This window comes from Nocardia noduli (genome assembly GCF_019038455.1).
Classification (GTDB): Bacteria; Actinomycetota; Actinomycetes; order Mycobacteriales; family Mycobacteriaceae; genus Nocardia; species Nocardia noduli.
In genome coordinates this window covers 41,208-54,625 of record NZ_JAFMPL010000035.1, presented here as the reverse complement: position 1 = coordinate 54,625, position 13,418 = coordinate 41,208, and the positions used below count along the sequence as shown (strand labels likewise).

The 13,418-nt window shown below is 68.2% G+C and carries 11 protein-coding genes; 5 read left to right on the top strand and 6 right to left on the bottom strand.

Annotation, left to right across the window (positions count from 1 at the left end; all coding sequences use genetic code 11):
• Window positions 1–77: 77 nt before the first annotated feature.
• Window positions 78–857 carry a metallophosphoesterase gene (locus tag JZ792_RS20060; protein ID WP_216912190.1) on the top strand — a complete coding sequence of 260 codons (780 nt, stop codon included), beginning with the start codon at window positions 78–80 and terminating at the stop codon, window positions 855–857.
• Window positions 858–863: 6 nt separating this feature from the next.
• Here the strand turns inward: JZ792_RS20060 and JZ792_RS20055 are convergent, their stop codons facing one another.
• Window positions 864–1,925, bottom strand: a complete 1,062-nt coding sequence (locus tag JZ792_RS20055) for an AraC family transcriptional regulator (RefSeq protein ID WP_308165367.1) — start codon at window positions 1,923–1,925, stop codon at window positions 864–866.
• An 80-nt stretch (window positions 1,926–2,005) separates the two neighbouring features.
• On the opposite strand from JZ792_RS20055, the gene JZ792_RS20050 reads away from it, so the two are divergent.
• The 4 genes from JZ792_RS20050 to JZ792_RS20035 all read left to right on the top strand — a co-directional run bounded on the left by JZ792_RS20050 (window position 2,006) and on the right by JZ792_RS20035 (window position 7,275).
• Window positions 2,006–3,496, top strand: a complete 1,491-nt coding sequence (locus tag JZ792_RS20050) for a flavin-containing monooxygenase (RefSeq protein WP_216912187.1) — start codon at window positions 2,006–2,008, stop codon at window positions 3,494–3,496.
• Between the two features lie 58 nt (window positions 3,497–3,554).
• Window positions 3,555–5,690: an ABC transporter ATP-binding protein gene (locus tag JZ792_RS20045; protein WP_216912185.1), complete on the top strand. Its 2,136-nt coding sequence runs from the start codon at window positions 3,555–3,557 to the stop codon at window positions 5,688–5,690.
• Window positions 5,687–6,424, top strand: a complete 738-nt coding sequence (locus tag JZ792_RS20040; RefSeq protein ID WP_216912183.1) for a CbiQ family ECF transporter T component — start codon at window positions 5,687–5,689, stop codon at window positions 6,422–6,424. Before JZ792_RS20045 ends, JZ792_RS20040 begins: the two co-directional genes overlap by 4 nt.
• A gap of 206 nt (window positions 6,425–6,630) precedes the next feature.
• Complete coding sequence (locus JZ792_RS20035; protein WP_216912181.1) at window positions 6,631–7,275, top strand: DUF8020 domain-containing protein; 645 nt, start codon at window positions 6,631–6,633, stop codon at window positions 7,273–7,275.
• A 37-nt stretch (window positions 7,276–7,312) separates the two neighbouring features.
• On the opposite strand, the gene JZ792_RS20030 is transcribed toward JZ792_RS20035, so the two are convergent.
• The 5 genes from JZ792_RS20030 to JZ792_RS20010 all read right to left on the bottom strand — a co-directional run bounded on the left by JZ792_RS20030 (window position 7,313) and on the right by JZ792_RS20010 (window position 13,328).
• Window positions 7,313–8,572 carry a lipase family protein gene (locus tag JZ792_RS20030; protein ID WP_216912179.1) on the bottom strand — a complete coding sequence of 420 codons (1,260 nt, stop codon included), beginning with the start codon at window positions 8,570–8,572 and terminating at the stop codon, window positions 7,313–7,315.
• A 192-nt stretch (window positions 8,573–8,764) separates the two neighbouring features.
• Window positions 8,765–11,095 carry an ATP-dependent DNA ligase gene (locus JZ792_RS20025; RefSeq protein WP_216912177.1) on the bottom strand — a complete coding sequence of 777 codons (2,331 nt, stop codon included), beginning with the start codon at window positions 11,093–11,095 and terminating at the stop codon, window positions 8,765–8,767.
• A gap of 53 nt (window positions 11,096–11,148) precedes the next feature.
• Entirely contained in the window at window positions 11,149–11,373 is a 225-nt protein-coding gene (locus JZ792_RS20020) for an antitoxin (RefSeq protein ID WP_216912168.1), read from the bottom strand.
• Between the two features lie 51 nt (window positions 11,374–11,424).
• Complete coding sequence (locus JZ792_RS20015; RefSeq protein WP_216912225.1) at window positions 11,425–12,561, bottom strand: MBL fold metallo-hydrolase; 1,137 nt, start codon at window positions 12,559–12,561, stop codon at window positions 11,425–11,427.
• Between the two features lie 38 nt (window positions 12,562–12,599).
• Window positions 12,600–13,328: an enoyl-CoA hydratase gene (locus JZ792_RS20010; RefSeq protein ID WP_216912166.1), complete on the bottom strand. Its 729-nt coding sequence runs from the start codon at window positions 13,326–13,328 to the stop codon at window positions 12,600–12,602.
• Between the last annotated feature and the right edge of the window lie 90 nt (window positions 13,329–13,418).

Sequence of the window (13,418 nt, the reverse complement as noted above, 5' to 3'; positions counted from 1 at the left end):
GCCTGGATAGGTGCCTCGAAGGTGACGTGGGCACACTCTGACGCAATGGAGCGATCCCCCAGAGAAAGCGAACGCCGATGATCCTGGTGGCTCAGGTCAGCGATACCCACTTCGATCTCGGTGCCCGCAATACCGCACGGGTGGAACGCGTGATGAGCTTTCTCACCGGTCTACGCCGCCGCCCCGACGCGATCCTGGTCACCGGAGACGTCACCGATTCCGGCAAAGCCGAGCAGTACACCGACGCGCGCGCGGCGCTGCGGACCGACATCCCCGTCTACGCCGTCCCCGGCAACCACGACGACCGCGCCAATTTCCGGAGCGTACTTCTCGGTCAGCCCGCGTCCGACGAACCGCTCAACCAGGCGCACCGGGTCGGCGAATCCACCGTCGTACTCCTGGATTCCAGTGTTCCCGGTCAAGCCGCGGGGCGGCTGTCCGACGACACTCTCGACTGGCTGCGCGCCACTCTCGACGCCGCGCCCGACGCGCCCGTCCTGCTCGGTCTGCACCATCCGCCCGCGCACCTGTTCAGCCCGGTGGTCGACGAGATCTCCCTGCTCGAGCCGGGCGCGCTCGCCGAGGTGGTCGCGGGTGACGACCGGATCGTCGGCGTCATCACCGGCCACGCGCATTCCCCCGCGGCGACCACCTTCGCGGGTCGTCCCCTGCTCATCGGGCCCAGCACCGCCTCGATCCTCGGCGGCGAATGGGAGCTGGAACTGCCGCACCGCGTAATGGACTACGCCCCCGATCCCGCCATCGCGCTACACATCATCGACGAAAAGCGCCGACTGACAACGCATTTCCGTACGGTGCCGATGGGCGGGCGCGTCGCGGTACAGCCGTCGCACTAGGTTCGGTCAGCGCCGCGAGGCGCGGACGCGCCGATAGGCGGCGGGGGTGGCCCCGGTCCACCGCTTGAACGCGTAGATGAACGTCGACGATTCGGCATATCCGAGCCGGATCGCCACGTCGCTGACCGAAAGTGGTGTGGCGGTGAGCATTTCCTCAGCGAGGGCGCGCCGCACCTCGTCGAGCAGCGCTCGGTAACTGGTGCCAGCCGCGTCCAGGTGGCGCCGCAGCGTTCTGGTGCTCATATTGAGATCGCTTGCCACGGAGTCGATTCCGGCCGGAGCCGCGAACCCGTCGGCGTCGCCGGGGACCAGCAGTTTGCGCACCTCGGCGGCGATCCCGGTGCGCGCCCGTCTGCGATCGACCAGATCCCGGCATTGCGCCAGGCACATCGCCCAGGTGTGCTCGTTCGCCTGCGGCAGCGGCTGATCCAGGATCGCCGGGTCGATCGCGAAAAGGTTGTGCGCCATGCCGAATCGCGGCGTGATCCCGGTGACCTCGGCGATACGGTCGGCGTGGGCCGGCTCGTCGAAGGCGAATTCGGCCCGCGTCAGCGGCAACGGCCGACCGAGCAGATCGCTCATCACCTGGTTCATCGCGGTCACGTCGCGTTCCACCAGGAGTCGACGCACATCGGCCGGGACCGATTCGTCGTGCACCCACGCGACGAATTCACCATCGGACCATTCGGCCACCGGCAGACAGAACGTGAAACTCAGGTCGAGATAGTGCAACGCGAACGCGATCGCCTCGCTCAGGGTCGGACTGCTGACACAGGCGAAGCCGAAGATGCCGAAGGTGGTGATGCGGTAGCGGCGGCCGATCTCGACACCGAGCGCGGGACGTCGCTCGGCGAGTTCACCGACCAGGTTGCGAATGACCGCGAGTTCGGTGGTGGCGTCGATCTGACCGTCCGGGTCGTGCAGCATCGGCTCGATCAGACCGGTACCGGCCAGCATCCGCGCGGCGGGCACCCCGTATTCGCCCGCGTAGCCGACCATCAGCGCCACGCTGGCGATCCCGCGCGGAAAGTCCCAATCACGGATTCCCGGATCCACCACCCGCCTCACCCGGCCATTATGGCCGAAATTCTCGATCGGCCCGACGGGGCGCCCTACAGTGGAACCAGGACGTCTGTGGGGAGAATCACATGACACATACTCCTCGGCCCGTCGCCGGTACTCGATCGGGGCCATCCGTGCTGGTCATCGGCGCGGGATTCGGCGGGATCGGCGCGGCGATCGAACTCCGACGCGGCGGTTTCCGCGACGTCACCGTCCTGGAACGCGCCGACGACCTCGGCGGCGTGTGGCGTGAGAACACCTATCCGGGCGCCGCGTGCGACGTTCCGTCGCCGCTGTACTCCTATTCCTACGAACCGAAGCCGGACTGGCCACAGCGGTACTCGGGGCGCGCCGCCATCCACGAGTACCTGACCGGTGTGGCGCGCGGGCACGGACTGTTCGACGCCATCGAATTCGGCGTCGAGGTGACCGGTGCGGTATTCGACGAACACAGCGGTCGCTGGCAGGTACGCACCGCCGACGGGACGACCCGATTCGCGGACGTCCTGATTCCGGCCGTCGGCCAACTGTCCCGTCCCGCGCTGCCCGCCATCGCCGGAATCGACACCTTCGCCGGCCCCGCCTTCCATTCCGCGCGCTGGGACCACGACGTCGACCTGACCGGTAAGCGGGTGGCCTGTATCGGCACCGGGGCCAGCGCGATCCAGTTCGTACCCGAAATCCAGCCGGTGGTCGACCGGCTGACCGTGTTCCAGCGCACCCCGCCCTGGGTTATCCCGAAATTCGACACCGACTACTCCCCCGTGCAGCACCGGATCTTCGCGCGGGTGCCGGGGATGCTGTCGCTCGAACGTCTCGGGTGGTGGTCGATCGGGGAATTCGTCGCGCTGGGGCTGGTGGAATTTCCGGCCATCGCACGCCTCGTCACCTGGATCGCCGAGCGTCACCTGCGCGAACAGGTCGAGGATCCGGGGCTGCGCGCCGTTCTCACCCCGGACTATCCGATCGGATGTAAGCGCGCGCTGTTCTCCAACGACTACTACCCGGCGTTGACCCGGCCCAACGTGCGCGTGGAAACCGCCGCGATCACCGAGATCACCCCCGACGGCCCGCGCACGGCCGACGGCGTCGTGCATCCGGTCGATGTGATCATCTACGGCACCGGTTTCAAGGGCACCGAATTCCTCTGGCCCATAGAGATTCACGGCAGGAACGGACGCGAATTGGGCGACACCTGGGCGGACGGGGCGCACGCCCACTACGGCATCACCGTGCCCGGCTTCCCGAATCTGTTCATGGTCTACGGTCCCAACACCAATCTCGGCGTCGGTTCCATCGTCTACATGATCGAATCCCAGGCCCGCTACATCCGCCAGGCGGTGCGATTGCTCGCCGAACACCCAGGCAGCTACCTCGAGGTGCGCGAAGGACCCGAGCGGCAATTCAATACCGCTTTACAGAAACGCCTCGATCGCACCCCGTGGAATTTCTGCGGCAGCTGGTATCGCACCACGTCCGGGCGCATCACGAACAACTGGCCGGGGACCGTGACCAGCTATCGGCGGCGCACCAGACGGCTGAAGCCGGACGACTACGCGCTCACACCGGCGGGCTGAACACCCCCGCGATCGGTGATCGTGGGGATGGCAGGTCCGCTACTGGCAGACTTGACCCGTGAGCGAACTGCCCAGTGCCCTGGAGGGGACTGAACGGACCGACGAGCGCGGGCCGCTGCGCCCGATCGAGCTGGCCACCGGTGCGGTACTCGGCGGTGTCACGGTGGGGTTGATCACCGTCGGTTCGGTGATCCCCTTCGCCGCCGCCCTGCAACTGGTCGCCGCGGTGCCGATGGGCATGCTCGCGCATCGCTACCGGGCCCGCGCCCTCGTCACCGCGACCGTCGCGGCCACCCTGGTGACCTTCGTCGCGGCGGGGGTCATGCCCGCGCTCGGCGTCATCGGGACGGCGACCATCGGCGGCATCATCGGCTGGGTGAAGCGCCACGGGCGCGGCCTGTTCGCGGTGCTCGGGTTGTCGACGCTGGCGGGGCTCGTCTGGGCCGCGTTCACCGTCGGTTCGCTGCTGCTGTTCGCCAAGACCAGGGAACTGTTCTTCGAAACGGTCCGCAACACCGCCGCCGGGATACAGAAGATCGCCGCGCGTCAGCCGCGACTGGAACCGCTCGGCACGGCGGCGGCCGATCTCACCGATTCGGTGCTGCGCTGGTGGTGGGCCTGGGTCGGCGGCGGCGTCGCGGTCGGTGTGGTCTTCAGCGCGCTGGTGTCGTGGTGGGTGCTCGGCTCGGTACTCGACCGGCTGGCCTGGCTGCCCAATCACGACCGGCTCGACGCGCCGCCCGACGATCGCCCCATCGCGCCGCTTCCGGTGACGCTGCGTGCGGCCGGATTCCGGTACCCGGCCGCGTCCGCCGAGGCGATCAGCGAAATCGACCTCACCGTGCGAGTCGGCGAATTCGTCGCGATCGTCGGCCACAACGGGTCGGGCAAATCCACGCTGACCCGTTTGCTGGCCGGGATGCCGCCGAGTTCGGGTGAGGTGTCGCGGCCAGGTTCGGCCGGGCTCGGCCACCGCGGCGGCACCTCGCTGGTCCTGCAACGTCCGGAAAGCCAGACGCTGGGTGTGCTCGTCGCCGACGACGTGGTCTGGGGCCTGCCCGCCGAATCGGCGGGCGAGATCGATGTCGAGGGTTTGCTGAGCGAGGTCGGACTCGCCGGAATGGGCGATCGCGAGACGGCGACGCTGTCGGGCGGACAACAGCAGCGACTCGCGGTCGCCGCCGCGCTGGCGCGCAGGCCCGCGCTGCTCATCGCCGACGAGGCGACCTCGATGATCGACCCCGACGGCAGACGCGACCTGGTTACCCTGCTCGCCGATCTGCCGCGACGGCATCCGATGGCGGTCGTACTCGTCACCCATCACGAGGCCGACGCCGCCGCCGCACACCGGGTCGTCCACTTGGCCGCGGGCCGAGCCGTCGAGCGACTGCCCGCCTGGCCACGACCCGCGCGCGACGACCGACGCCGTCCGATGGGCCAACCGCTACTGGAATTGCGCGGTATCCGCCACACCTACAACCGGGGCACCCCGTGGGAGGCCCCCGCGCTGCACGGCGTCGACCTCGTGGTCCGGCGCGGCGAGGCGCTGCTCGTCGTCGGCGGCAACGGGTCGGGCAAGTCGACGCTGGCCTGGATCGTGGCCGGACTCATCCGGCCCAGCGCCGGGGCCTGCGAACTCGAGGGCAAACCGGTCACCGGCCGGATCGGCAGTGTCGCCCTGGCGTTCCAGCACACCCGCCTGCAATTGCAGAAGCAGACCGTCGGCGAGGAGATCGCGAACTGGGGTGGCCGCGCGACCGGATCCGGGGCGGTCGGCCGGGCATTGGACGCCGTCGGGCTGGACCGGGCGCTGGCCGCGCGTTCGATCGAGGAACTCAGCGGCGGGCAGGCCAAGCGGGTGGTGCTCGCGGCCATCGTGGCGAGCAGGCCCCAGGTGGTCGTACTCGACGAGCCGCTGGCAGGCCTTGATCCCGAAGGTCGCGCCGATATCGTGGAACTGCTCGCACGACTGCGGGATTCGGGACTCACGCTCATCGTGATCTCGCACGACGTCGCGGATATGGCGGCGGTCTGCGACCGAACCGTACATCTGGAAGCGGGACGTATTCCGGAGAGCGCCGCGGTGACCGACGCCGCGTCCGCCCTCGGTACCAGAACCGGGCACCACGGGCGGCCCGCCCCGCTCGCACCGGGTGACGCCGCGTGGCGCATCGACAACGGAGGACGTCCATGAGCACCGTGCTGCTGCGTCAGGTGCCGGTCGCGAGTCCGGTCCACAGCCTCTGGGCGGGCACCAAGATGATCGGCGCCTTCGTCATCAGCCTGCTGCTGATGTTCTGGCCGTCGTGGACGGTGCTCGGGGCCATGGTGATCTTCCTCGTGGCGATCGGCCTGGTCGCGCGTTTGCCGCTCGGCACGCTGCCAAGACTGCCCTGGTGGTTCTGGGCCGCGCTGGCGCTCGGCGGACTGATGAATCTGCCGGTGGGTGGCGCCGCGGTGCTGCGCTACGCCCAGGTCGTGGTGTTCGGGCTGATCCTGGTCGCCGCGTCCTTCCTCATCGCGTGGACGACCCCGATGGGCGATATCGCGCCCGCGCTGGCCAAACTCGGCGCGCCGCTGCGGCGGCTGCGGATACCGGTGGACGAGTGGGCCGTGGTCGTCGCGCTGATGCTGCGCGGCCTGCCGCTGCTCCTCGAGGAGATCCGGGTGCTGCGCGCCGCGCGCCGACTCCGTCCCAAGGACACTCTGATCGACCGGGCCGCCGACAATCCGCTCATCGATATCCTCACCGCAGCCATGGCGGTGGCGACCCGCCGTGCGACCGAACTCGGCGAAGCCATCACCGCGCGTGGCGGCACCGGCATGCTCACCGCGCATCCGAGTTCCCCCACGCGCCGCGACGCGTTCGCGCTCGGGCTGGTCGTACTGGTCTGCGCGGGTTCGGTCGGGCTCGACCTGCTGATCTGACCGCGGGATAGCGTTGCGCTATCACGAAATCCGCGGCCGAAATCCTAGACGAATGCCCCCGGTTCTGGGGTCAGAACCGTTATCCGCGAGGTAGATTGTCCTCACCCGCAATCTGAAACATCAAAGCTCCACATACCTCGGGGAGTGCTGCCGAGAGCTGGGGCATGCGTTGGGCTTGAACTGATGAAGATTGGACGACCCGGAAAATGATTCTCCGAAAGATCACCGCGGCCGCGGTACCGCTCGCCGTCGCCGTCACCGTCGGCGCGGGGGTCACCCACGCGCAGCCCGTCGAGGCGAAACTTCCCGATATCGGATACGACATGCGGCTGGTCGGCAACAAGATCGTCACCACCCTCACCCACGGAACCTTCGAGGTCACCGGGGAGACGGTGACCATCGAGGACGAGGCCGGTAACGCTGTCGCCACGCTGCCGCTGTCCTTTCAGGCCAACGGGATGGAATTCCCGCTGCCGCACGCCGTGCGCGACGCCGCCACCGTCCTCGAACTCACCGTGGTCCAGGACCGCGAACACGCCCGGCCGGTGCAGGTGAAGCCGGTGGCCTCGGCCATCGAGAATCTGCGCGCCCAATCCGAGTTCGAGACGCAGTTCGGAATCGCCACGGCCATCGGCACGTTCGTCGGCACGGCGATCGGCGCCGGGATCGGGCTCATCGGTTTCCTCGGCGGCATCGTCGGGATCGGCACGGTGGCCACCGGCGCCGCCATCGGCGGTATCGTCGGCACCCTCATCGTCGGCGGGCCCGCCCTGGTCATCGCCGCGATCGAAATGCTCAGCACGTTCACCGCCCCGCCCGGGACATCCAAGTTCGCGACGAAGCCGAATTAGCCGAAGCGGGGCGCACACCCGCGCGGGTGTGCGCCATTCAGCGCGCCAGGCATCCCGGCGCGTGCGGATATCCCGCGAAACGGTCGGCGAGATGGTCGAACGCGCCGGTCACCTCGGCCACCGCGACCGGATTGTGGCCCGGCACCGGCGAATGCCGCCCGACCAGATCCGCGCCGAGCGCGCAGTAGCGGGTGGCCAGCCCGGTGAACCCGGCCACGGGAATCACATTGTCGGATGTGCTGTGATACAGGTACATCGGCGTCGCGGGCACACGACCGCCCAACTCCTGCGATCGCAGTGCCGCCTGGAATCTCGGATGCGACAACAGGCCGGGGGCAGCGGCGAAGTCGTCCACGCGCGCGCCGCCATATTTGAAGATCAGTTCCTCGCCGCACGCGCCCGCGTCCTCCACCAGCATCGCCCGCCCACGATCGTTGAGTAGGTCGACCAGGCCCGCCTCCGGATCGTTGCGCGTGATCGCGTGCACGATCAGCACGGCGAGACCGGCCTGGGTCGTGCCCTGCACACCCTCCGCGATAGCAGCCCAGTCGGCGGGCACGCCGCCCGCGCCGATACCGGCCAACCGCAGTTCTGGCGCGTATTCGGGCTGTAGTTCCGCGGCCCACAGGGTCGCGTACGCGCCGCCCGAATATCCGTACGCCCCGACCGGACTCGACGCTCCGATGCCGCCGTGCCCCGAGGCCAGCGCCGCGCGGACACCGTCGAGCACGCCGCGACCCGAGTTCACCCCGTCGAGGAAGCGGGAATCCGGCCCCTCGTAATCGCTGACGACGACAGCCCAGCCCCGCAGCATCGCCGCGGCCATGAACGGCGAGTCCACGAGTGTGTTCCAACCGGTGGGCCAGCCGCCGTGCAGGGCGTGCGAGGGCGCGCAGCGCGACCCGATGCTGTTCTCGGCGACCTGGTAGGCCAGCACCGGGCGCGGGCCGCCGAACCACGGCAGATTCGGCACCAGCACGGTCGCCACGTTCGCGATCGGCGCTCCGTACGAATCGGTGCTCCGGTACAGCAATTGGGTGGCCGAAACCGGAAGCGGCAGACCGAACATCGCGATCGGCCGCGACCGGATGACCGCGCCCGCCGCGTACCCGGACAGTTCTTCCGGCGCGGCGTAGAACGGATCCGCTTCCGGCGGGGCCGGATCCGCCCCCGCCGAGTGCACCGGGACGAGCGACAGTGCGGCGATCATCGAGAGGACGGCGAGCAGAATCCGCCGAATTCCGTGCCTGCGTGCCGGGGCTCCCGGCGCGGTCGGCAAACAACCATGGGACCGCATCGCGCCTCCCCTGTTCTTCGAGGTGTCGATCTCGCGGACCCTCGACGGTACTGCGGTGACGCGCGCCCGGCAATGGGTCAACGACCGGCACTCGAGTCGCCTGCGATCGTCCGCCGTCCATGATCGAGGTACCGAATTCAGCCGTGAGACAACCGAATCACACCGAACCGCGAACCTCTGGCTAATACCGGCCTAATCGGCCTCGTCGGATTCGCCGAGCCAGGCCGGATGCCACAGCCGTCCGGTCTCGGTCCAGTTCATGAAACGGACCGTGCCGGTGATCGCCGGGGTGACCCACACCGCGTCCCGCTGTTCATCCGCCGTGAGGTCGTTGTCGAACGGACTGGTCTTGCGCGCCGACCTGTTCAGACGTCGCGCCAGTTCGCGCATTTCGGTATCGCCGAATCCGGTGCCGACCCGGCCGACGTAATACAGTTTGCCGCCGTGCGGAATTCCCACCAGCAGCGATTTGAATTCCCGCGCCTCGCTGCGCCGCCAGCCCCCGACCACCACCCGTTGGGTGCGCCAGTTGCGTTCCTTGACCCAGGAGTGCCCGCGTTTGCCCGGTAGATAGACCGACTCCTTGCGTTTGGCGACCACGCCCTCGGTGCCCAGCCGGGTGCTCTGATCCAGGGCCGCCGATCCGGGGCCGTCCAGGTGCGGCGGCACGAGGATGGACGGCGCGTTCGCGGCCAGGGCCTCCAGCACCCTGCGACGGTCGGAATACCGTTTGCGCAGCAACGAGGTGCCGTCCAGGTGCAGCACATCGAAGGCGACGAAGATCGCGTGTGCCGGATCCGCCCGCAACAGCCCGAGGTTGGCGACGCCGTGATCGTCGAAGACGACTGCCTCACCGTCGAGAACCACACTGTGTCCGGGCAATTCGTCGGACAGGGCCGTGATTCCGGGATAGCGGCGGGTGACCACGTTGCCCGCGCGGCTGCGCAGAGTCGTCGTACCGGAATCGATTTCGGCGAGGAGACGGAATCCGTCCCATTTCGTCTCGAAGCACCACTCGTCGTCGTCCAGTTCGCCGACGGCTCCCGGCGTGGCCAGCATCGGCGCGAGACCGCGCGGCAACGCCACGGGATCGCGCGCGGGCGCGAGCATCCCGTTCGACGGTTCGGCACGGCCGGATTCGGACGCGGCGTCGCCCGCACCCGGCTGATCGCGCATCAGATGCATCAGCCACTGTTTGCCGTTGGTCCGGATCAGCGCGTAGCGGCCGGTCAGGCGGGTGCCTCGGAATTCGACGATGACCTCGTCATCACGCCACTTCTCGGTCTCGTAGGTGCCCGAATCCCAGATGGTCATCTTCCCCGCGCCGTATTCACCCCGGGGGATCTCTCCGTGGAAGTCCAGGTACTCCAGCGGATGATCCTCGGTGTGCACGGCGAGGCGGTTCTGCTCCGAGGAGGTCGGTGGGCCCTTGGGCACCGCCCAGGAGACCAGCACACCGTCCCGTTCGAGGCGCACATCCCAGTGCAGCCGACGCGCGTGATGTTCCTGGACGACGAACCGGTCCCCCGCGCCTTCGCTGGAAACCGCCGCGGGCACCGGCTCGGGGGTGCGGCCGGGATCGCGCATCGAGCGGTAGGTGGTGAGCGCGTCGACCGGTGTTCCGCCCGATCGTGCGGCGGTGACGGGTGGATCGAGATCGGCGAGCAGGTCGCCGTCGTCACGGAAGCGGACGAGCACCTCGTCGAATCGCAAGTGCCGCAACCGATCATGATCCTCGATCTCGTCCCAGCGGCGCGGCGCCGCGGCATTGGGGACACTGCGCCCACGCATCGAATAGGGGGCGATGGTGGTCTTGGACGGATTGTTCTGACTCCAGTCCAGGAAGACCTTCCCGCGCCGCACCGCCTTCGCCATGGTCGCGGTGACCAGGTCGGGATGTAATTTCTCGAGATTGGTCGCGACCTGTTTGGCCACGGTCGACGCACCACCCGGGCTCAGCGCCCGAGCCAGCGGGACATACAGGTGGATACCCTTACTGCCGCTGGTCACCGGGAAGGCGCGCAATCCGATGCCGTCGATCATCTCGCGCACCAGCAGCGCCACCCGCGCGCATTCGGCGAGGCCCGCGCCCGGTCCCGGATCGAGGTCGAAGACCAGCCTGGTCGCCGCGCCGATCTCCCCGCCGTCGAAACGCCATTGCGGCACATGGACTTCCAGCGCCGCCTGCTGTCCGATCCAGGCGAGTCCGGCTTCGGAGTCGATCAGCGGATAGTGCACGGGGCGATCGGAATGTTCGATCGTGCGCCGCGGGATCCAGGACGGCGCGTGCGAGGGCAGATTCTTCTCGAAGAACGACTGCGCGTCGACCCCGTTCGGCCACCGTTTCCTGGTGACCGGACGGTCGGCGATATGCGGCAGCATGGCGGGCGCGACGGCCGAGTAGTAGGCGATCACCTCGCCCTTGGTCGTTCCCGTCTCCGGATACAACACCTTGTCGAGATTGCTCAGCTCGACATCGACATCCGGCTCACCGGGACCACCGCGGAACCTCCGGCGGGACAACGTATTTCAATTCCTGCGGTAGGGACCGGCACTGCACCGGCCCCCGCCACCTGTCAGACCTTCGGGCCGGGCTGACCCGGCTGACCCGGCTGTTCGGGCGGGACCACCTTCTTGGCGGCCTCTTTACCCTTCTCGATCTTGTCGGAGTACTTGCCCTTGGTCTTCTGATCGATGAAGTCGCCCGCTTTGTCGACCGCTTCGTTGATTTTGGGGGCATTCTTGGCCGCGGCGTCCTTGCCTTTACCGACCAAACCTTTGAGTGTGTCCGCCAGACTCATGCCGTCGTTCCTTTCATATCGCCGAACCGGACTCGAGTCGAAAAATGGGTGCTACCCCATATCTTCCCACCATTTTTCACCGGGCGGGAGACCGGCGGCATCGATGCGCTGACCCGGCATCGGCACCGCGACCGTCGTACCGGCCACCCGCGCGGCCTCCACCATCCGACGCACCGGTTCCGACCATCCGTGGAAGGCCAGATTGAAGGTCGCCCAGTGAATGGGCACCAGGACGCCGTGGCCCGGATCACCGGTACAGAGATCGGCGTGCGAACGCACCGCCTCCTCCGGATTCATGTGCACATCGGGCCAGTGTTCGTCGTAGGCGCCGATCGGAAGCAGGGTCAGGTCGAAGGGGCCGAGCGCCGCGCCCGCCTCCGCGAAGGCCTTGGTGTAACCGGTGTCGCCGCCGAAGTAGACGCGACGGGTAGGCCCGATGATCGACCACGACGCCCACAGGGTGGTGTTGCGGACCAGTCCTCGACCGGAGAAATGGCGCGCCTCGGTGCAGGTGAGCACCAGGTCCGTGCCGTCGCGCTCACGACCGAGCGAGGCCAGGGATACCGAAGCGCCCCAATCCAATTCGATGATCCGGTGTTCGGGGACACCCCAGTGCCGCAGGTGCGCGCCGATACCGAGCGGAACCAGGAACGGGGTCGACTGACCGACGACGAGGGCTTTGAGCGTCGCCTTGTCCAAGTGGTCGTAGTGATCGTGGGAGATGATCACCGCGTCCACCTCCGGCAGCTGCGACAGCGGCGTCGGCACCGGGTGCAGCCGAGCCGGACCGACCAGCGTCGACGGCGAAACCCGTTCGCTCCACACCGGATCGGTGAGAATGCGGTAGCCGTCCACCTCGATCAGCGCGGTCGCGTGGCCGTACCAGGTGACGGCCAGATCCGAGGCCTGCGCGGGAAATTCGGGGGCACGCAGCGGAACCGGGCGGGTCGGACGGCCGACACCGCGTTTGGTCATCGCGGACAACAGCAGCCCGGGAGCCGCGCCCGCGGCGATCTGACTGCTCGGCTCGGTGTTGTGGAACTGCCGGTCGCGATAGGTGGCCGCGCCGGTGGCGTACGGCTGGATCGCCGAGATCGACGCACCGATCGCCGACGGGATGCCCCATGCCGCTCGCACCACCCAGGCCAAGCCGACGGCTCCCGCCGCGACACCGAGGATCTTGCGCATATTCGTCATCGCGCCCTACCTGTTCTCAGCACCGGCCGTCATCGGCCGACGAATTTGGCCGTACGCTTCTCCTGCCTGGCCAGCCGCCCTTCCTCGGCGTCGGCGCTGGTCCACGCCGCCTGCAACGCCTCGCGCTGCTGCGCTGTATCGGGTTCGCGTGTTCCGTCGTCATTGAACACCAGCTTGAGGTGCCGCAGCGACAACGGCGCGAGTTCCGCGATGGATTTCGCCCACGCCTGCGCGTCGGCGAGAGTACCGAGCCGGTTGGCGAACCCGAAGGTGTAGGCGTCGGCGGCCGAGACCGTCTCCGCGCCCAGCAGGATGGTGCGGGCCGGGCCGCCGCCGATGATGGCGGACAGCCTGCGGACCGTCCAGCGGTCCACCGAGATCCCCAGCTTGGCGGCGGGGATGGCGATATAGGCGTCCGGGTCGACCACCCGCAGGTCGGAGGCCAATGCCAGCTGCACCCCCGCGCCGAGCGCCGCGCCGTTGATGGCGGCGATCACCGGAATCGGGGCGGCCTCGATCGTGTGCAGCATGTCCTGCAACGAGTGCAGGAAATCATCGGAATAGACCCCGGACAGATCCGCGCCCGCACAGAAGATCGGACCGTCTCCGGTGAGCACGATCACCCTGGCGTGTTCGCGGACGGCGGCCAGCACGGCCTCGCGCAGCATCAACACCAGTTCTTCGTTGAGCGCGTTACGACGTTCCTCACGTCGCAGTTCGATGGTGACGACGTCACCATCACGGCTGACTCCGAGCATGCATCCTCCCCAACTCACCGTGTCGTTTCGATACCTTCACTGTGCCACAGCCGGGGGGCTGGACCGTTGCAGGCGATAGCATCGGCGGCT

Coding starts and splice junctions, on each gene's coding strand:
- JZ792_RS20015 (WP_216912225.1), bottom strand. CDS start 12,561: ATGCGCAAGATCCTCGGTGTCGCGGCGGGAGCCGTCGGCTTGGCCTGG.
- JZ792_RS20020 (WP_216912168.1), bottom strand. CDS start 11,373: ATGAGTCTGGCGGACACACTCAAAGGTTTGGTCGGTAAAGGCAAGGAC.
- JZ792_RS20035 (WP_216912181.1), top strand. CDS start 6,631: ATGATTCTCCGAAAGATCACCGCGGCCGCGGTACCGCTCGCCGTCGCC.
- JZ792_RS20040 (WP_216912183.1), top strand. CDS start 5,687: ATGAGCACCGTGCTGCTGCGTCAGGTGCCGGTCGCGAGTCCGGTCCAC.
- JZ792_RS20050 (WP_216912187.1), top strand. CDS start 2,006: ATGACACATACTCCTCGGCCCGTCGCCGGTACTCGATCGGGGCCATCC.
- JZ792_RS20010 (WP_216912166.1), bottom strand. CDS start 13,328: ATGCTCGGAGTCAGCCGTGATGGTGACGTCGTCACCATCGAACTGCGA.
- JZ792_RS20060 (WP_216912190.1), top strand. CDS start 78: ATGATCCTGGTGGCTCAGGTCAGCGATACCCACTTCGATCTCGGTGCC.
- JZ792_RS20030 (WP_216912179.1), bottom strand. CDS start 8,572: ATGCGGTCCCATGGTTGTTTGCCGACCGCGCCGGGAGCCCCGGCACGC.